This is a genomic window from Pseudomonas sp. AL03 (genome assembly GCF_029960815.1).
In the GTDB taxonomy this organism is placed as follows: domain Bacteria; phylum Pseudomonadota; class Gammaproteobacteria; order Pseudomonadales; family Pseudomonadaceae; genus Aquipseudomonas.
Genome location: NZ_JASBRE010000037.1, coordinates 28,859 through 46,626, shown reverse-complemented (window position 1 = coordinate 46,626; position 17,768 = coordinate 28,859). Strand labels below are relative to the sequence as shown.

Sequence of the window (17,768 nt, the reverse complement as noted above, 5' to 3'; positions counted from 1 at the left end):
CAGTAAGCGCCGCCGAAAACAGCTTCCCGACGGAAGTGCCGATCGCCTGGAACTCGGGAATGGTGACGTACTGGATACCCACGTAAGGAACAGGCTTGATCGAGGGGTGCGCAGGATCGGCGTGCTGCATCATCTGCAAGGTCACTTGGGCGAAAGGCGCGGCCTTCAAATAGGCCTCGTTGTAGGTGGACTGTCGAGTACCTGGCGGCACATGGGTGATGCCGTCTGTTTTAGCGACAAGCTGAATGTATTCTTTCGACGTTGCCCACGTGATAAAGGCCTTTGCGGTGTCTTTGTGCGTGGAGGTTGCCGGTATCGCCAGCGACCACGCATACAGCCACGACGAACCTTTGTCGGTCACCTCAGTCGGTGCAGGCGCAAAGCCCACACTGTCGACGACCTTGCTCTGCTCTTTATCGGTAGTGAACGAGCCCGCGACGCTGGCATCCACCCAGATGGCGCATTTTCCGCTGTTGAACAGGGCCAGGGTTTCGTTGAACCCATTGCTGGATACACCTGGCGGCCCATACTTCTTGAGGGTATCAACGTAGAAGTGCGCCGCTGCTGTCCACTCTGGGCTGGAAAGTTCCGGCTGCCACTTTTCATCGAACCAACGGGCACCAAAGGCGTTGGCCATGGTGCTCATCAGTGCGATGTTCTCCCCCCAACCGGCCTTGCCACGCAGGCACATGCCGTACTGTCCTTTGTCAGGCTGGTGGAGCCTGGACGCAAATTCGCCAAGCTGCGTCCAGGTCGGATGCTCCGGCATGCTCAGGCCTGCTTGCTTGAACAGATCGGTGCGGTAATAGGTGATCGTGCTTTCGCCATAGAAAGGCAACGCGTAGAGCGTGTTGTTGACCGACAGGCCTTGGCGTACCGAAGGGAAGATGTCTTCCAGGTCGTACTCCGGTGGCAGCCCGGTGATGGGCTCGAGCCAACCCTTGGCCCCCCAAAGCGGCGTTTCATAGGTACCAATCGTCAGCACATCGAATTGGCCGCCTTGTGTGGCGATATCGGTGGTCAGGCGCTGACGCAGGACGTTTTCTTCCAGCACCACCCAATTGAGCTTCACATCAGGATGCTGCTGTTCAAAAATTTTGGAGAGTCGCTGCATCCGGATCATGTCGCCATTGTTGACGGTGGCAATGGTCACTGTTTCAGCGGCTTGACTGACAAGGGCGAAGGATAGGCCTGCGGAAAGGAAAAGCGCTTTCGGGATTTTCATCGTAGTGCTCTCCGCTCCGCGCCTTGGACGACGGGAGCTCTTATTTTTGTTGTTAACCACCGCTGATCAAATACGTCTGGCCGGCAATGGTGGACGACTCGATTACAGCAGCTTAAAAAGGCCCGGACAAACGCATAGCGGATGCTCATCTGATACTTTTTTAACCGACCGCAGCCTGGCTGCCAGAGATCAAAAAAGTATCAGTTGCAGGCAATACGTGAGCTAGCAGGTGCCGGCCGAGAAGGCGTATGTTGGTTGCATTCGAAGAACAAATAATTAAAAAGGGGCATGACATGCCTGATACCCGAGCAGCCCTGTTCGAGCAGCGACCCGCCGAGTTGGAGGTTATTCTTCCCGAGCCCGATCATAGCTTTCGCTGGTACGAACACGATTACCCCTACTCCCTGGCTCGCTGGAATCATCACCCAGAATTCGAAATTCATCTGATCCGCCAAGGCAGCGGCAAGCTCGTCGCAGGCGATTACATCGGTGCGTTCGGTGCCGGACACGTAGCGCTCATCGGCCCCGACCTTCCCCATGACTGGATTGGGGATCTCGCGCCCGGTGAACACCTCGCGGGGCGCGATGTGGTGCTGCAGTTTGATGGCGCAGCCATCTTGGCCTTACGCGCAACGATGCCTGAGCTGGGGGAGCTTCAACACCTTTTTGAACAAGCGCGTCGTGGCCTGGAATTCACTGGGGCAACGGCTCTACAGGCAGCGCGACTGCTGGAGGAGATAGGCCACGCGCAAGGTCTCGAGCGTTTGATTCTGTTTCTGCAATTGATCAACGCGCTGATGAAAGCGCCCGCGCATGACGTCCACTTGCTCGCCAGCGCTTGCTACGCGCCCACCCTCGACGCCCGCAGTTCCGAGCGAATCAACAAGGCCTTTGACTATCTACTGACTGAGCTCACCGGCGACATTCGCCTATCAGTTATCGCTCAGCGCCTGGAGATGAGCGAGCCAGGTTTTTCGCGCTTCTTCAAAAGGATTACCGGCCACGGCTTCATCGATCTCATGCGCAAACTCAGGGTTCAGCGCGCCTGCAGGCTGTTGTTGCAAACAGAGATGTCGGTGGCTGACATCTGTTTTGAGGTTGGCTATGAAAACCTTTCCAACTTCAACAGGCACTTTCGCATCGAAATGGAACAGACACCGAGCGAGTATCGTCGCGAAACGGCGATGACGTTGTTCAATCGCAACGGTGCTCACCCTTCCCTGCCTTTCACCCGAGCCCATTGAGTGAGTGATGCCCGGTGGTCGACTCTGATCAGCCAGCAGCAATCCCTCTTAGAAAATATTGAGGAAATGACGATGGTATTGCCTCGCGCAGTCGTATTTGGCGAAGCCCTGACCGACCTTGTCCAAGGCACTCCCGGACAGTGGAAAGGCTATCCCGGCGGTGCGCCCTGGAATGTTGCACGAGCGCTAAGTCGCTTGGGCGTCAGCAGCGCCTTCGCAGGCTCAATCAGTACGGACTCTCTGGGCGACGAGATAGCCAGGCAATCAGAGCTGGCAGGTCTGGACAGGCGATTTATCCAACGAGTAGACCAAGATCCCTTGGTGGCCATCGTTCCATCGAGCCGTCCTCCACGGTACTTTTTTGCTGGAGATGCCGATCAGTTTTTCGATCCAGGCCTGATGCCGCAAGGATGGATTGAGCATGCCCAAGTGTGCCATTTCAGCTGTATCAGCCTGGCGCGCCAGCCGCTTGGCGACAGATTGGTAAAACTCGCTCAGCAGGCCAAAGGCGCGGGTAAACGCATTAGCTATGATCCGAACTGGCGCAATTTAATGGACAGCCGTTATCGGGAGCAGACGTTCCCGACGATGACCGCCCTGGCCGACATGATTAAGCTTTCCGACGAAGACCTTCGGCACATTTATCCGGGGCTGACCGAACACCAGGCATTGGGTGAGCTTCGCGCACTTAATCCAGAGGCTGAAATCCTGTTTACTCGAGGTGAATACGGCATGGTTCTGTACACCCCCGACGACCGGTACGAGCAGCCAGCTATCGCCGTAGACGTGGCCGATACGGTAGGTGCAGGAGACGCTTGCATGGCCGGTTGGCTGGCATCGGGATTGCTCGGAATGACCGATTTTTGGGATCGTTTGCGATTTTCAGCAGCCTGCGCATCCCTATCCTGCCACCATGCCGGGGCCCATGCTCCAACGCTGGCCGATGTGAAAGGTTTACTTAATGCGCCATATTCTTGAAGACACGCCGCTCCTTTACCCATGTATTTGCATTGATGTTGGACGAGGCTAGGCCTGCTCCGGTGCTACGCTTTCATTTCCTCGAATAGAGAACGAAGCGATGTCCACCGAACCCTCAATCCTCAGACGCTCACGACTGCAGCCATGAAGCGGATCCTGATCGGTGGTATCACCGTAGCGATTATCGGCACGATGACGTATGGATTTTTTCAATGGAAAGTCGCCGAAAACCACAAACATGACGTTCTGTGTGGAGAGGCCAAGCAGGCTCTGAAAGGCGTGGAAATCCGAGCGCGGGCGTTGGCTGCCGGACTGTCCGTAGACGCCTATGGCAAGGCTGAAGAAGACGAAGTGGCGACACTCATTGGTGCTCTCGACGCCGCCACCAGTGACGCTGAGGTTGACTCGGTCATCGAAGCGCACGCCGCCGCCATAGAAGCGGTGGATGCTGCAATTGACGCTGAGGTTGATACTCGAGGCGATCAGACATTCCTCGAGCAGCGACTCGTGAAACAGCGGATACCTGTCGATGTTAAAAAAGAACTGCAACGCGCCGCGAAGGCCGTCAGCGTCACGTGTAGTTAGCCCCTGCAGTCGATATCTGCTGCAAGCCCTGAGGACAACCTCAAGGCGTAATTGCAACCTTCATCACCCCGTCCCTCTGATGCGCAAACAACTCATAGGCGGCTTCGATGTCGTCGAGTTTGAAGCGATGCGTCACCAGCGGCGACAGGTCGACGCCACCGCTTTGCACCACTGCCATCAACCGTCTCATGCGTTCTTTACCGCCGGGGCACAGGGTGCTGACGATGCTGAAATCCCCGAGCCCCGCAGCAAAGGCTTCAAGGGGAATGCGCAGATCACTGGAATAAACCCCCAGGCTGGACAACCGACCACCGGGGCGCAACACCCTTAACGCGGACTCGAAAGTGCCTTGGGTGCCCAGCGCTTCGATGGCCACGTCGACACCTCGACCGTCGGTCAGGGCCATGATCTGCGCGACCACGTCGCCGTCCTTGAAATTGACCACGTGGGTCGCTCCCAACTGCCGGGCGACGCTCATTCGTTCAGCGACGGTATCGATGCCGATAATGGTGCTGGCGCCCTTGAGGCGCGCGCCGGCCACGGCACACAGGCCGATCGGCCCGAGGGCGAACACCGCGACGGTATCGCCAATCTTGACCTCGCCTCGCTCTGCCCCGGAAAACCCCGTGGACATGATGTCCGGGCACATCAGCACCTGTTCGTCGCTGAGGCCGTCAGGGATCGGGCACAGGTTGGCCAACGCATCCGGCACCAGCACGTACTCGGCCTGGCAGCCATCGATGGTGTTACCGAACTTCCAGCCACCGGCGGCGCGAAAGCCATGGCGGGTGGCCGGGCCATCCTGTGAGCTGCAACCGCACAGGCAGGCGTAACTTTGCCCGCTAGGGGTGATGGCCCCGGCAATCACCCGTTGTCCTTCGACAAAACCACGCACCTGCGAGCCCAGCCGCTCGATGATGCCCACCGGTTCGTGTCCGATGGTCAGCCCTTTGGCCACCGGGTATTCACCCCGCAGGATGTGTACGTCGGTGCCGCAGATCGTCGTGGTGGTAATACGGACCAGCGCATCCAGTGGCCCGACCTCGGGGATCGGTTTGTCATCCAGCACGATGCGGTTTTTCTCAACGAATATCGCAGCTTTCATGGTTGCCATTGGGGCTCTCCTGAGGATTATCGTGCGCTTGAGTTCAGCACGAACCTCAGCCTGCGCCCGGTTTACGGACGAGAGGTTGATCATGGTCAATACTTAGAGACTGGATGTACGTCGCACGAGCCGCACGTCGGGCGGCTAATCCACGGGAGGTTCGTCATGTCTGGTCAATCCCGCTTCATGCTAGTTGCATCACCGCTGATGGAACACAGCCCCGCTTTCGACAGGGCCGCTGCGCTGGCCAAGGCCGAAGACGCGGCACTGCACATCGTCGCCTTCGACTATCTTGAAGGCCTGGCAACCGCCAGTCTGGTCAACGAAAAGGCCCTGGAACAGATGCGCCTGGGCTACGTCGATCGCCATCGTCAATGGCTTGAGGAACAGGCCCGCCCCCTGCGCAAAATCGGTGTGCACGTCACCACCGAAGTGGCTTGGGTCGAACGCCCATTGGAAGAAATCCTGATTCACCTCAAAGAACAGCCGATGGACGTGCTGATCAAGGCGCTGGAACACGAATCGCTGCTGTCGCGGCTGATGTTTACCCCGCTCGATGTGCATTTGCTGCGCGAATGCCCGGTGCCGCTGCATTTCGTGAGCCACGCCGTGCACGCCTTGCCGCGAAAGATCGTCGCGGCGGTCGACCCCTTTCATCGCGATGACCATTACAAAACCTTCAACGACCGAATTCTTCACGAAGCGGTGAAACTGGCGAGCGCCTGTAATGCCGAGCTCGATGTGGTCTACGCCTATGACCTTTCATCCATCAGCGCCGACGAGTTCGGCTTCGACAACGGTTCGGCGTTCTTCTCGTCGGGCAAGGCCAAGACCGTGTTCGATTACCAGGAGGATGCCTTCAACGAACTGGCCGAGCGCAACGGCATCGGGCCGCAGCAACGGCACATGATCATGGGCAACCCGGCCAAGGTCCTCACCCGCTATGCCGATGCTTATGACGTCGACGTGATTGTCATGGGGCGGATCGGCCATCGCGGCATGGGCCGACTGATCGGCAGTACGGTGGAGCATCTGCTGTACAAAATGCCGTGCAGCGTTTGGGTGGTGTACACCGAGCGACTGGACGAGTGATGGATCTACCGGACAACACAAAATCCTGTGGGAGCAAGCTCGCTCCCACAGGGGTTTTGTGTTGCCAGGTCAACGCCGGGTGATCACCACCTCAAGGTACTGGCGGTGGTGGTAGGTGGCGACCGAGGGTCTTGAACATCTGGCCGACGAAACCTTCGGGCGTCCAGTTCGCCAGGCCGATCCGGCCTCCGGGACGACAGACCCGTGCCAGTTCCGCGGCGGCCTTGGGCTGGTCTGGCGTAAACATCACACCGAAAGTCGACAGCACGGCATCGAAGCTCGCATCCTCGAACGGCAATGCTTCAGCGTCGGCCACTTGAAACGTCACTTCCAGGCGTTCTCCCTGGCCCGGTCTTCGCCGCGTTCAAGCAGCACGGCCACATAATCGGTAGACGTGACGTGGCAACCACGGCGCGCAGCGGCGAGTGTCGCGTTACCGTTGCCGGCGGCCATGTCGAGCACGCGTTCATCGCAAAGCAGATCGCAGGCCTCGGCCAGTTGCTCACCGACAATCTGCAAAGTGGTGCCGATCACGGCATAGTCGCCACTGGCCCAAGAAGCCATCTGACGGTTTTTCAAGGCAGTAAGATCAATGGGTGTACTCATGGAATCCGCTCCGTTGCGGGTTGAAACGCAGCCCCGGCTTATTCGGCCGTGGTCGGATCGATGATGGCCGTGACCTGGGCCCTGTCCGATCGTCCGGAGATTTCACGGTCTGGCGCGACAGGCGCACAATCAAGCTCACCATCAAAAGCAGCCCGCCAACACGTTGATGCGGATCGCCGAAGAGGTGGGTTACCAGACCGACACGGCGTTCAGTCGGGCCTTTCGTCGAGAGTTTGGAGCGCCACCGGCGGCGTGGCGGCGCAGTCAGGAGAAAAAACCAATGGCCCACGGCGCGTAGCCTGTGAGCCATTGATTTGATGCATTACGCAGCGGGCGCTTTAGCCTCTTCCAGCAACTGCTGGATCATCTTCTCCTGGGTTTCATATCGACCTTCACCAAAGTGGGTGTAACGCACCTGGCCCTTGGCATCGATCAGGTAGTGAGCGGGCCAATACTGGTTGTCAAAGTTGCGCCAGATCGCGTAGTTGTTGTCGATGGCCACCGGGTAGGTGATGCCGAGCTTCTTCACCTGATCCTTGACGTTGCCGATGATGCGTTCGTAACCGTATTCAGGGGTGTGCACGCCGATCACGACCAAGCCGTCCTTCTCGTATTTCTTCGCCCAGTCCTTCACGTAGGGCAAGGTGTGCTGGCAGTTGATGCAGTCGTAGGTCCAGAAGTCCACCAGCACTACTTTGCCTTTCAGTGAATCATTGCTCAGCGCCGGCGAGTTGAGCCATTCGACCGCACCGGACAGCGACGGCATGGCGCCTTGGGCGTTGTCCATGGACGAATCTGCCTTGACCTTGCTGACGAAGTAATCGACGACTTTCGGTACGGTTTCCAACACCTGTTTTTCAACCGTAGTAACGCCTTCGGACGAGGTGCCGGCCAGCAGTGTTTTGTCGGCACCGGTGGAGATCACCGCCGCAGCCGCCAGCACCGCAACACCGGTGCCGCGACGCAACCAACCGGTGACCGGAATCGACGCTTTCAAGCGATTGACCAGGCCGCGCCCGGCGAAGATCAAGGTACCCAGGGACAATGCGCTGCCCAAGCCGTACGCCACCAGTAACAGGCTGGTTTGAGCGCTTGCACCTTGCAGCATGGCGCCCGTAAGGATGACACCGAGGATCGGCCCGGCACACGGTGCCCAGAGCAGGCCGGTGGCAACACCGATCATGACCGAACTCAACGGGCCGGACATTTTGCGGGTGTCGGGGTCGATGCGATTGCCCAGCGCCACGAAAGGACGGGCCAGCCAGTCACCGACACGGGCGGAAATCAGCGACAGGGCGAACAGCACCATCACGATGAGGGCTACATGACGGCCGGTGTTGCTGGCGTGTATCACCCACTCGCTGCTGACCACGGCCAGGCTGGAGATCAGGGCAAAGGTCAGCACCATGCCGCCGAGGGTGAGCAGGATCGAGGAACGTGAACGTTTAACACCGGCGAACAGGAACGGCACGACCGGGAGGATGCAGGGGCTGAGGACGGTCAATATGCCGCCCAGGAAAGCGATGATAAACATGGGATCACCTTGAAATTATGGAGGGCGACTCACCACACTCGATCGGTGGTGTTCACAGATCAGTGGTCTGGCCTCAGGCCGTCTGGTTTTCCAGCTGCTGCCCCTGCGGCGTCCGGCTCGATCCATCCTGCGCCAGAAAGTCGTTCCCACCCTTCTGCGCCACCGGCGTCAGTTGGAAGCAAGTAGCGCTGCCACAGCTTTTTTGTTCAACAGCAGCGTTAGCATGGGCAGCGGCGCCGGCTACGGAGAAGGCAATGGCCGTCAAAAAGCGGCTTACGTTGTTCATGATGTTCTTCCTGTTTCAAATGGGCGTGGCGTTGGGCGGCCGAAGCACTCAGTTGTCTGAGTTGCAACTGTCAGCCACTTTGCGGTAGTCCAGAACCTGGGTTTTGTTATGGGAATCCAGGTAGGTCAGCTGGGCATCCACAACCCCACAGGAAGGCGAGGCGTCCTGTTTCAGCGAAACCACTTTCTTGATGTCCAGGTGCGTTCCGTAGGTGTAGGTTTTAGGCGTGACACCAGCTTCGGCGCGGGCCGACAAGGTGCAGATGTTCAGGGCGGCAAACAGGCAAGCGGCGCAGACGGCTTTGGTGTTCATGGTGGTTTCCTCAAGGCTTCAACAGGTCAATCGTTTAGTGGGCCGAGGCGGCTTGGCTTGCCTCGATAGAACCTATTAAATGCCCGCGAGGTATCCCGTATGTGTCGGGAACAGGCGCGTGTAAATCGGTACGTATCAAAGCTGCCCCCTGATACACAGCGATACAAACCCCCTGAAAATTCGGGTTTTTGCGTCCGCGTGTATCCGTCGACACGCCAGATACACTGCAATACAAAGGGCGGCGGGCGAGCGGGCCAAGGCTCGATAGACTGCGCGACATCCCCCATCTACAGAGGCTTGGCCAAATGGAACACGTCGATCACATTCTCATCGTGGACGATGACCGCGAGATCCGAGAGCTGGTAGGCAACTACCTCAAGAAAAACGGCCTGCGCACTACCGTCGTGGCGGATGGACGGCAAATGCGCGCCTTCCTGGAGTCCACTCCGGTGGACCTGATCGTGCTCGACATCATGATGCCGGGCGACGACGGCCTGATGCTTTGCCGTGAGTTACGCGCCGGCAAACACAAGGCCACGCCAGTGCTGATGCTCACCGCGCGCAACGATGAAACCGACCGCATCATCGGCCTGGAAATGGGCGCCGACGATTATCTGGTCAAGCCGTTCGCTGCTCGTGAATTGCTCGCGCGAATCAACGCTGTGCTGCGCCGCACGCGGATGCTGCCGCCCAACCTGGTGGTCACCGAAAGCGGTCGCCTGCTGGCCTTTGGGCGCTGGCGACTGGACACCTCGGCCCGGCACTTGCTCGATGAAGACGGCACGATGGTCGCGCTCAGTGGCGCGGAATATCGGCTGCTGCGGGTGTTCCTCGATCACCCTCAGCGGGTGCTCAATCGCGATCAATTGCTAAACCTGACCCAAGGCCGCGACGCCGACCTGTTCGACCGTTCCATCGACTTGCTGGTGAGCCGTTTGCGCCAGCGCTTGCTGGACGATGCCCGCGAACCGGCCTACATCAAGACCGTACGCAGTGAAGGCTATGTGTTTTCCCTGCCGGTGGAAGTCCTCGGGGCGCCCTCATGAAACGCTCGACTCGTTGGCCTCGCACCCTGGCCTCGCGACTGTCGCTGATCTTCCTGATCGGCTTGATTCTCGCGCAGGCACTGTCCTTCGGCGCGCAGTACTACGAGCGATACGAAAGCACGAAGAACACCATGCTGGGCAATCTGGAAACTGACGTCTCGACGTCCATCGCCATCCTCGACCGCTTGCCGGCCGAAGAACGCATGAGTTGGCTGCAACAACTGGATCGACGTAACTACCGCTATTTGTTGAACGAAGGCTCGCCGGGCACGCCCGTGCGCGATTCGCCAATAGCGATGACTTCGATCAAGGAGGCCATCGGCAAGGATTACCCGATGACTGTGACCGACATCCCCGGGCCGAATAAACATTTTCAGGTCCACCTGAAACTGGCGGACGGCAGCCCGGTGACCATCGACGTGCGACCCTCGATGGTGCCGTTGTCGCCGTGGTTACCCATCGTGTTGCTGGGACAACTGGCATTGATGATCCTCTGCACCTGGCTGGCCGTAAGAATCGTCATTCGCCCCCTCACCCGCCTGGCTCAGGCCGTGGAGACCCTGGACCCCAACACCCATGCTGTGCACCTGGATGAAAAAGGCCCGACCGAAGTCGCGCATGCCGCCAAGGCGTTCAATTCGATGCAGGCGCGCATCGCCGCTTACCTGAAGGAGCGCATGCAGCTGCTGGCGGCGATTTCCCACGACCTGCAAACCCCAATCACCCGCATGAAACTGCGCGCCGAATTCATGGATGACTCCGCCGAGAAAGACAAACTCTGGAATGATCTGGGCGAGATAGAACACCTGGTGCGCGAAGGTGTGGCCTATGCCCGCAGCGTTCATGGAGCCACCGAGGAAAGTCGCCGCACCCATCTGGATTCATTCCTCGACAGCCTGGTGTTCGACTATCAGGACATGGGCAAAGACGTTCAGCTGGGCGGTAAAAGTGACGCAGTGATCAACACCCGGCCACACGCCTTGCGGCGGGTGCTGGTGAACCTGACGGACAATGCACTGAAGTTCGCCGGCGCCGCCGAGTTGTGGGTGGAAGCGAAGGCTGACGGCAGTTTGTCAGTGAAGGTGATGGACCGCGGGCCAGGGATTGCCGAGGAGGAATTGGCTCAGGTGATGGAACCGTTTTATCGCGTGGAGAACTCGCGAAACCGCAGCACTGGCGGAACCGGATTGGGCTTGGCGATTGCGCAGCAATTGGCGTTGGCGATCGGGGGGTCGTTGACGTTGAATAACCGTGAGGGGGGTGGGTTGTGTGCGGAGCTCAAATTACCGACTCATGCTACCTAGCCCAAAACCCCTTCTGCATGCATCTGCCGCAACAACCCCGCCCCACTCTCCATAAACGCCGGCGACCCAGCCATCCCCGCCTCCACCGCCAACCCTTCCAGCTGCGCACGTCCATCCAGCTGCGGAAACGCCTCAATCCGCTGCAACAACCGCCACGCCAACGGACTTAACTCGGAGAACTTCACACTCCAGTCCTCAACCCGACGGACCAACAACAGCGTCGGCTGAGCCGGCGTCGTCTCCGGTCGATAATCCGGCCCCACCAACTGCACCGGCCAGGCATACGCCAACGGCCAGGCCAGCGGCGACACCTGCAAAGGTCGGTCCAACAACAACCCGGCGTCGCTCAGGGGCAACGGCTCGGCTTCGGATTGTTGCAACGCCATCTCAACCCACTCGTAATGCGCCAGCTCCACCATGAACGGCGGCCACGGCCCATCGCTCAACGCTTGCGGTTCTGAGGCCAGGAACTCGACGAATTCCTTGGCGATCTCGCCGAATTTCGGCGTGCGCGCACGGTAGTCCCGCAGGAATATCCGCACCAGCGAACGCCAGCCATCATCACCCAGAATCTTCACCAGCACCGCAAAGGTGCCGCTGAGCAGCGATGACAGGTTGGAGAACACCAGGTCGCGGTAAACCTGCGCCCGTGCCACGTCCATTTCAGCCGGTGGCGCGCAATGATCGGGATCGCGCAGGTAAAGGCCCAAGGTGTTTTGCTGCTGAAACAGACTCGGCTTATCCACGGTTCAACCCCTCGGTTTGCAGGCGGCGAATGGTCTGCAACTCAGCCACCAGTTCGGAAAATGCCGGAAAGTGGAAGTCCCGCTCCAGCAATGTCGGTTGCGCACCGAATCGAGCGTAAGCCTCAGCCAGCAACGACCAGACCACCGGTTTTACCGAGGCGCCGTGGGTGTCTATTTTCAACGTGTCGGACTCATCAAAATGCCCGGCCACGTGCATGGCCACCACCCGGCCTGAATCGATGCCGGCCAAAAAACGCTGCGGATCGAAACCGTGATTGATCGAGTTGACGTAGACATTATTGACGTCCAGCAGCAGGTCGCAATCGGCTTCGCGCAGCACCGCGTTGGTGAAGGTCAGTTCGTCCATGTCTTGCTGTGGCGCGGCATAGTAGGAGACGTTCTCCACCGCCAGGCGCCGACCGAGAACGTCCTGGGACTGGCGAATTCGCGTGGCGACGTGGTGCACCGTTTCTTCGGTAAAGGGCAACGGCAGCAGGTCGTACAGGTGGCCGTCATCGCTGCAGTAGCTCAAGTGCTCGCTGTACAGCGGCACGTTGTATTGATCGAGGAAACCCCGGACTTCCTGCAGAAACCCGACGTCCAGCGGTGCCGGGCCGCCCAACGACAGGGACAAGCCATGACAGGACAACGGATAACGCTCGGCCAAGGCACGCAACGCATGGCCATGCGCGCCACCGATGCCGATCCAGTTCTCCGGCGCGACCTCCAGAAAATCAAAATCGCCGGTGTGGGCGGCTTGAAGGTCCGTCATTAAACCGCGACGCAAGCCGAGCCCAACGGTCGCTTTCGCTGAGAGGGTGGGAGTTTGCATGATGTCGATCTCAATGATTGTCAGAACGGAATCACAGTTAATCGAAACGGTGTATCTCGTCTGTGTTCGGCAGTGTCCTGGTGTTGGGGGGAACTGTATCGGGACGGGGGTTGGATACAGTGGGATACACGGTGGCAGTCAGGGAAATGTGGTCCGCAGGACTTTCGTCGCTCCGAGCAGCGCTGTACGGACCCCGGACTAAACTTACTGCACGCAGGGCGCGCTTATCGTCCTGTTCATTCCCACGACCACCGCCCAGAAGTGAACGCCTCGAAAAACAAGGCTTCTGGACCGTGATCCTGCTGAAGGAGCACACGTAATGGACGAGGCCAGACTCAATGATTTCATGGGTAAACTGGTGAACGACATGGGCGGCGCGGCGATGCTTGCCAATGTCATCCTCGGCGAAGAGCTTGGACTGTACCGGGCCATGGCCGACAGTCAGCCAGTCACCCCTGAAGCCCTCGCTGACAAAACCGGCTGCAACACCCGCCTGCTGCGCGAATGGCTCAGCGCCCACGCCGCTTCCGGCTACATGGAACACACCAACGGTCAGTTCCGCCTGCCCGAAGAGCAAGCCCTGGCGCTGGCGATCGAAGATTCGCCGGTCTATATAGCGGGTGGCATCGGGGTAGTCGCATCGTTTTTCCATGACAAGGACAAACTGGTCAACGCCATGCGCGGCGATGGTGCCCTCGCCTGGGGCGATCACCATCCGTGCATGTTCAGCGGCACGGAGCGGTTCTTCCGGCCCGGTTACAAAGCGCACTTGGTCGCCGAATGGCTGCCGGCACTCGAAGGCGTGGTCGCCAAACTGGAGGCTGGCGCCAAGGTGGCCGATATCGGCTGCGGGCATGGCGCATCAACCGTGATCATGGCCCAGGCGTTCCCCGATTCGCGGTTCGTCGGTTTCGACTACCACGCGCCCTCTGTTACGGTCGCCACCCAGCGCGCCGAAGCAGGTGGCGTGTCCGGGCGGGCGCGGTTCTTCCAGGGCACGGCAAAAAGCTACCCCGGCAACGACTATGACCTGGTCTGCTACTTCGACTGCCTGCACGACATGGGCGACCCGGTGGGTGCAGCGCGGCACGCTTATGACTCGCTGAAACCGGACGGCACGGTGTTGCTGGTGGAACCGTTCGCCAATGACTCGCTCGACGACAACACCACCCCCGTTGGTCGGTTGTTCTACGCCGCCTCGACCTTCATCTGCACACCGAACTCGCTGTCCCAGGAAGTCGGCCTCGGGCTCGGCGCCCAGGCTGGCGAGGCGCGACTGCGCAAAGTCTTCACCGAGGCGGGGTTCAAGACGTTCCGTCGGGCCACGGAAACACCGTTCAACCTGATTCTGGAGGCGCGCAAGTAACTACCGTTAGTTATTGTAGGAGCTGCCGAACGCGGCCCAAGCCTTCGGCAGCTCCTACAGGCCCTGCGGAGTGTTGAACATGCCATGCAGCCCCATTCGCGAACAACTCGACCGCCTCCAGCAGTTAATGGCTGACCAGCCGTTTGTGGTCCTGACCGGTGCCGGCATCAGCACCCCGTCGGGCATTCCGGACTACCGCGACAACCAAGGCGTGCGGCGTGGCCGGCAGCCGATGATGTATCAGGAATTTCTCTCGGCACCCGAATCCCGGCGGCGCTATTGGGCGCGAGCGATGCTCGGTTGGCCACGGGTGCGCCAGGCTCAGCCGAACGTGGCCCACGAGGCTTTGGCCAGTTTGCAAAGTTCGCAGCAGATCAGCGAGCTGATCACTCAAAACGTCGACACCCTGCACGACCAGGCCGGCAGCCATGACGTCATCGAACTCCACGGAAGCCTGCACCGGGTCCTGTGCCTGGACTGCGGGAAGCGCAGCGAACGGGATTCGATCCAGCAACTGATGGAAGTGCAGAACCCGTATCTGGCCGGGGTGGACGCGGTGCAGGCACCGGATGGCGATACCCTGCTCGACGCGGCTTTTGAAGCGCGCTTTCAGGTACCGCATTGTCCGCACTGCGCAGGGGAACGGATGAAGCCGGACGTGGTGTTTTTTGGCGAGAACGTGGCGCAGGCGACGGCGGCCAAGGCAATGGCGGCGGTCGAAAAGGCGGCGGGATTGTTGGTGGTCGGGTCTTCGTTGATGGCGTATTCGGCGTTTCGGTTGTGCCGGGCGGTGGCAGATCAGGGGAAGCCGTTGATTGCGATCAATTTGGGGAAGACTCGGGCGGATGAGATTCTGGATATAAAAATAGAGGCGCCGTGCGAACAGCTTTTGCCCTTACTGGCCCAAAAACTGTCCACTTGAAAACTGACGAAACCCAACTCCTGTGGGAGCGAGCCTGCTCGCGAGCTCGGTATCAGGCGACATCGATATCGAATGTGCCAGCCTCTTCGTCGGATCGCCGCCCGGAGCCGGCTCGCGCCCACAGGTGACCGTGTTCAAGGCATAGAAACTTGTTGGCCGAGGTTTTCGGCTTTAAGAATATCGAACAACGCCTGAGCCGCCGCCGACAATTCCACCCCAGGCTTCGTCAACACCCCAATCGCCCGTTCCACCACCGGGTCCCGCAAGGTAATACACCGCGCACCCAGCTCCCGCATCTGCCCGGCGCACAACGCCGGCACTGCACTCACCCCCAACCCGCTCGCCACCATCCGCCCAACCGTCGCCAATTGATGGCTTTCAAACTCCACCGGCAATTTCATACCCCGCGCCTGCAAGTGCTCCTCCAGCATCACCCGCACCGTCGACGGACGCTGCAAGGTAATAAACGGCTCCTTGAGCAAGGTCTGCCAATCGATGTCTTCCAGTTCGGCAAAAGGAGAATCCTTCGGCACAACGGCAACAAACCGATCCATGTACAACGGCGTGAATTCCAGCGACGAACTCTGAGTCGGCTCAAACGCTACCCCCAGTTCGACCTGCCGATCACGCACCATCTCTAGCACCTGCTCGTTGATCACGTCATTCACGGTGACGTTGACCTTGGGATACCGCGCGCGGAAGGTTTTCAGGATCGGCGGCAGCAAGTTGCCGGCAAACGACGGCATTGCCGCCAACGTCACGCGACCGCGCTGAAGCGTAAAACGCTGCCGCAGTTCATCCTCGGCATTGTCCCAATCAGCAATCAGCCGCCGAGCCAATGGCACCAGCGACTCGCCTTCAGCCGTCAACGCCACATTGCGTGTATTGCGGGTGAACAGACGCCCGCCCAGCCCCTCCTCCAACGCCTTGATGGTCAGGCTCAACGCCGATTGCGACAGGTGCAACCGCTCGCAGGCCACAGCAAAACTCAAACTCTGGGCCACGGCCAGGAACGCGCGGATCTGCTTGACTGTCATGACCGGTGTCTCCAACGTAGTACGGGGCAGGTGATTGGTGAGTTTTATCTATCAATCAACCTTAAAAATCAACTTAACAAATGAATTCACTGACGAGACACTCAACCCCTACGGCTAGCCAGCCGCCCACAAAGAATAAAAGAGGTGCATATGGCAGGTTTCGACAAGCGCGTGAGTTCCTATGAGGAAGCTCTGGCAGGTCTTGAAGACGGCATGACCGTGATCGCCGGCGGCTTCGGTCTGTGCGGGATCCCGGAAAACCTCATCGCCGAAATCAAGCGCAAAGGCACTCGCGACCTCACGGTGGTTTCCAACAACTGCGGCGTCGACGGTTTCGGCCTCGGTGTGCTGCTGGAAGACCGGCAGATTCGCAAGGTTGTCGCTTCGTATGTGGGCGAGAACAAGATGTTCGAAGAACAACTGCTGAGCGGCGCCATCGAAGTGGTCCTGACCCCTCAAGGCACCCTGGCCGAAAAAATGCGCGCTGGCGGTGCCGGCATCCCCGCTTTCTTCACCGCCACCGGCGTCGGCACTCCGGTTGCCGACGGCAAGGAAGTGCGCGAATTCCACGGTCGCAAGTACCTGATGGAAGAATCCATCACCGGTGACTTCGCCATCGTCAAAGGCTGGAAAGCCGACCATTTCGGCAACGTGATCTATCGCCATACCGCCCAGAACTTCAATCCCCTGGCCGCCACTGCCGGCAAGATCACCGTGGTCGAAGTCGAAGAAATCGTCGAACCCGGCGAGCTGGACCCGGCGCAGATCCACACCCCTGGCATCTACGTCGACCGGGTCATTTGCGGCACGTTCGAGAAGCGCATCGAACAGCGCACCGTGCGTAAGTGATCCCCTGCCCCCGGACCTGAAGGAATAACAACAATGGCACTTTCCCGCGAACAAATGGCTCAACGCGTCGCCCGCGAAATGCAGGACGGTTTTTACGTGAACCTGGGCATCGGCATTCCGACCCTGGTCGCCAACTACATCCCTGAAGGCATGGAAGTCATGCTGCAGTCGGAAAACGGCCTGCTGGGCATGGGCCCCTTTCCTACTGAAGAAACCATCGATGCCGACATGATCAACGCCGGCAAACAAACCGTGACCGCACGTATCGGCGCGTCGATCTTTTCCTCGGCCGAGTCCTTCGCGATGATCCGCGGTGGTCATGTCGACCTGACCGTACTCGGTGCGTTTGAAGTGGACGTGGAAGGCAACATCGCCTCGTGGATGATTCCCGGCAAACTGGTCAAGGGCATGGGCGGCGCGATGGACCTGGTAGCCGGTGCAGACAACATCATCGTCATCATGACCCACGCGTCCAAGGACGGTGAGTCCAAGCTGTTGTCCAAATGCAGCCTGCCGCTGACCGGCGCCGGGTGCATCAAGCGTGTGTTGACCGACCTCGCCTACCTGGAAATCCAGGACGGCGCGTTCATTCTCAAGGAACGTGCACCGGGCGTCAGCGTTGAGGAGATTGTCGCCAAGACGGCCGGTAAACTGATCGTGCCGGATCACGTTCCAGAAATGCAGTTCGCTGCTCAGTGA

18 protein-coding genes and 2 pseudogenes are annotated in these 17,768 nt (G+C 59.3%); 11 read left to right on the top strand and 9 right to left on the bottom strand.

Annotated features, from left to right (window positions below):
* On the bottom strand, positions 1-1,225 hold a 1,225-nt coding region (locus QK293_RS24775; protein ID WP_282382276.1), incomplete at its 3' end, for a sugar ABC transporter substrate-binding protein.
* A 293-nt stretch (positions 1,226-1,518) separates the two neighbouring features.
* On the opposite strand from QK293_RS24775, the gene QK293_RS24770 reads away from it, so the two are divergent.
* The 3 genes from QK293_RS24770 (at position 1,519) to QK293_RS24760 (ending at position 4,032) form a co-directional block, all read left to right on the top strand.
* Entirely contained in the window at positions 1,519-2,469 is a 951-nt protein-coding gene (locus tag QK293_RS24770) for an AraC family transcriptional regulator (protein ID WP_282382275.1), read from the top strand.
* 72 nt (positions 2,470-2,541) lie between these two features.
* Positions 2,542-3,447, top strand: a complete 906-nt coding sequence (locus tag QK293_RS24765) for a carbohydrate kinase (protein WP_282382274.1) — start codon at positions 2,542-2,544, stop codon at positions 3,445-3,447.
* A gap of 144 nt (positions 3,448-3,591) precedes the next feature.
* Positions 3,592-4,032, top strand: a complete 441-nt coding sequence (locus QK293_RS24760) for a hypothetical protein (protein WP_282382272.1) — start codon at positions 3,592-3,594, stop codon at positions 4,030-4,032.
* A gap of 40 nt (positions 4,033-4,072) precedes the next feature.
* On the opposite strand, the gene QK293_RS24755 is transcribed toward QK293_RS24760, so the two are convergent.
* On the bottom strand, positions 4,073-5,146 hold the full coding sequence (locus QK293_RS24755; RefSeq protein ID WP_282382270.1) for an NAD(P)-dependent alcohol dehydrogenase: 1,074 nt from the start codon (positions 5,144-5,146) through the stop codon (positions 4,073-4,075).
* Positions 5,147-5,302: 156 nt separating this feature from the next.
* On the opposite strand from QK293_RS24755, the gene QK293_RS24750 reads away from it, so the two are divergent.
* Positions 5,303-6,229, top strand: a complete 927-nt coding sequence (locus QK293_RS24750; protein ID WP_282382268.1) for a universal stress protein — start codon at positions 5,303-5,305, stop codon at positions 6,227-6,229.
* Between the two features lie 103 nt (positions 6,230-6,332).
* On the opposite strand, the pseudogene QK293_RS24745 reads toward QK293_RS24750, so the two are convergent.
* Positions 6,333-6,835: pseudogene (locus tag QK293_RS24745) on the bottom strand (class I SAM-dependent methyltransferase); the annotation flags it as partial.
* A gap of 157 nt (positions 6,836-6,992) precedes the next feature.
* Between QK293_RS24745 and QK293_RS24740 the strand changes: the two are divergent.
* A pseudogene (locus QK293_RS24740) lies at positions 6,993-7,133 on the top strand (helix-turn-helix domain-containing protein); the annotation flags it as partial.
* A gap of 24 nt (positions 7,134-7,157) precedes the next feature.
* Here QK293_RS24740 and QK293_RS24735 read toward each other — a convergent pair.
* From QK293_RS24735 to QK293_RS24725, 3 genes are all read right to left on the bottom strand, one after another.
* On the bottom strand, positions 7,158-8,369 hold the full coding sequence (locus QK293_RS24735; RefSeq protein WP_282382264.1) for a cytochrome c biogenesis protein DipZ: 1,212 nt from the start codon (positions 8,367-8,369) through the stop codon (positions 7,158-7,160).
* A gap of 73 nt (positions 8,370-8,442) precedes the next feature.
* The gene (locus QK293_RS24730) at positions 8,443-8,655 is read right to left on the bottom strand and encodes a hypothetical protein (RefSeq protein ID WP_282382261.1); all 213 of its coding nucleotides are present in this window, start codon (positions 8,653-8,655) and stop codon (positions 8,443-8,445) included.
* A 48-nt stretch (positions 8,656-8,703) separates the two neighbouring features.
* A complete protein-coding gene (locus tag QK293_RS24725) occupies positions 8,704-8,967 on the bottom strand; it encodes a DUF2790 domain-containing protein (protein WP_282382258.1) in 264 nt (87 codons plus the stop codon).
* 305 nt (positions 8,968-9,272) lie between these two features.
* Here QK293_RS24725 and QK293_RS24720 point away from each other — a divergent pair, with 305 nt between their 5' ends.
* Both QK293_RS24720 and QK293_RS24715 read left to right on the top strand, forming a co-directional pair.
* A complete protein-coding gene (locus tag QK293_RS24720; RefSeq protein WP_282382256.1) occupies positions 9,273-10,013 on the top strand; it encodes a response regulator in 741 nt (246 codons plus the stop codon).
* Positions 10,010-11,317, top strand: coding sequence for a HAMP domain-containing sensor histidine kinase (locus QK293_RS24715; protein ID WP_282382253.1), 1,308 nt, complete (start codon positions 10,010-10,012; stop codon positions 11,315-11,317). Before QK293_RS24720 ends, QK293_RS24715 begins: the two co-directional genes overlap by 4 nt.
* Here QK293_RS24715 and QK293_RS24710 read toward each other — a convergent pair.
* The gene (locus QK293_RS24710; protein WP_282382250.1) at positions 11,314-12,063 is read right to left on the bottom strand and encodes a putative DNA-binding domain-containing protein; all 750 of its coding nucleotides are present in this window, start codon (positions 12,061-12,063) and stop codon (positions 11,314-11,316) included. The two genes, QK293_RS24715 and QK293_RS24710, sit on opposite strands and share 4 nt — an antisense overlap.
* Positions 12,056-12,895, bottom strand: coding sequence for a DUF692 domain-containing protein (locus tag QK293_RS24705; protein ID WP_282382247.1), 840 nt, complete (start codon positions 12,893-12,895; stop codon positions 12,056-12,058). Before QK293_RS24705 ends, QK293_RS24710 begins: the two co-directional genes overlap by 8 nt.
* Before the next feature lie 319 nt (positions 12,896-13,214).
* Here QK293_RS24705 and QK293_RS24700 point away from each other — a divergent pair, with 319 nt between their 5' ends.
* Together QK293_RS24700 and QK293_RS24695 are read left to right on the top strand one after the other, a co-directional pair.
* Positions 13,215-14,261, top strand: a complete 1,047-nt coding sequence (locus QK293_RS24700; protein ID WP_282382245.1) for a class I SAM-dependent methyltransferase — start codon at positions 13,215-13,217, stop codon at positions 14,259-14,261.
* A gap of 79 nt (positions 14,262-14,340) precedes the next feature.
* The gene (locus QK293_RS24695; protein WP_282382243.1) at positions 14,341-15,183 is read left to right on the top strand and encodes an NAD-dependent protein deacetylase; all 843 of its coding nucleotides are present in this window, start codon (positions 14,341-14,343) and stop codon (positions 15,181-15,183) included.
* A gap of 134 nt (positions 15,184-15,317) precedes the next feature.
* Here the strand turns inward: QK293_RS24695 and QK293_RS24690 are convergent, their stop codons facing one another.
* Entirely contained in the window at positions 15,318-16,220 is a 903-nt protein-coding gene (locus tag QK293_RS24690; RefSeq protein WP_282382241.1) for a LysR family transcriptional regulator, read from the bottom strand.
* Positions 16,221-16,370: 150 nt separating this feature from the next.
* Between QK293_RS24690 and QK293_RS24685 the strand changes: the two genes are divergently transcribed.
* On the top strand, positions 16,371-17,069 hold the full coding sequence (locus QK293_RS24685) for a CoA transferase subunit A (protein ID WP_074875602.1): 699 nt from the start codon (positions 16,371-16,373) through the stop codon (positions 17,067-17,069).
* Between the two features lie 33 nt (positions 17,070-17,102).
* Positions 17,103-17,768: a CoA transferase subunit B gene (locus QK293_RS24680; RefSeq protein WP_282382231.1), complete on the top strand. Its 666-nt coding sequence runs from the start codon at positions 17,103-17,105 to the stop codon at positions 17,766-17,768.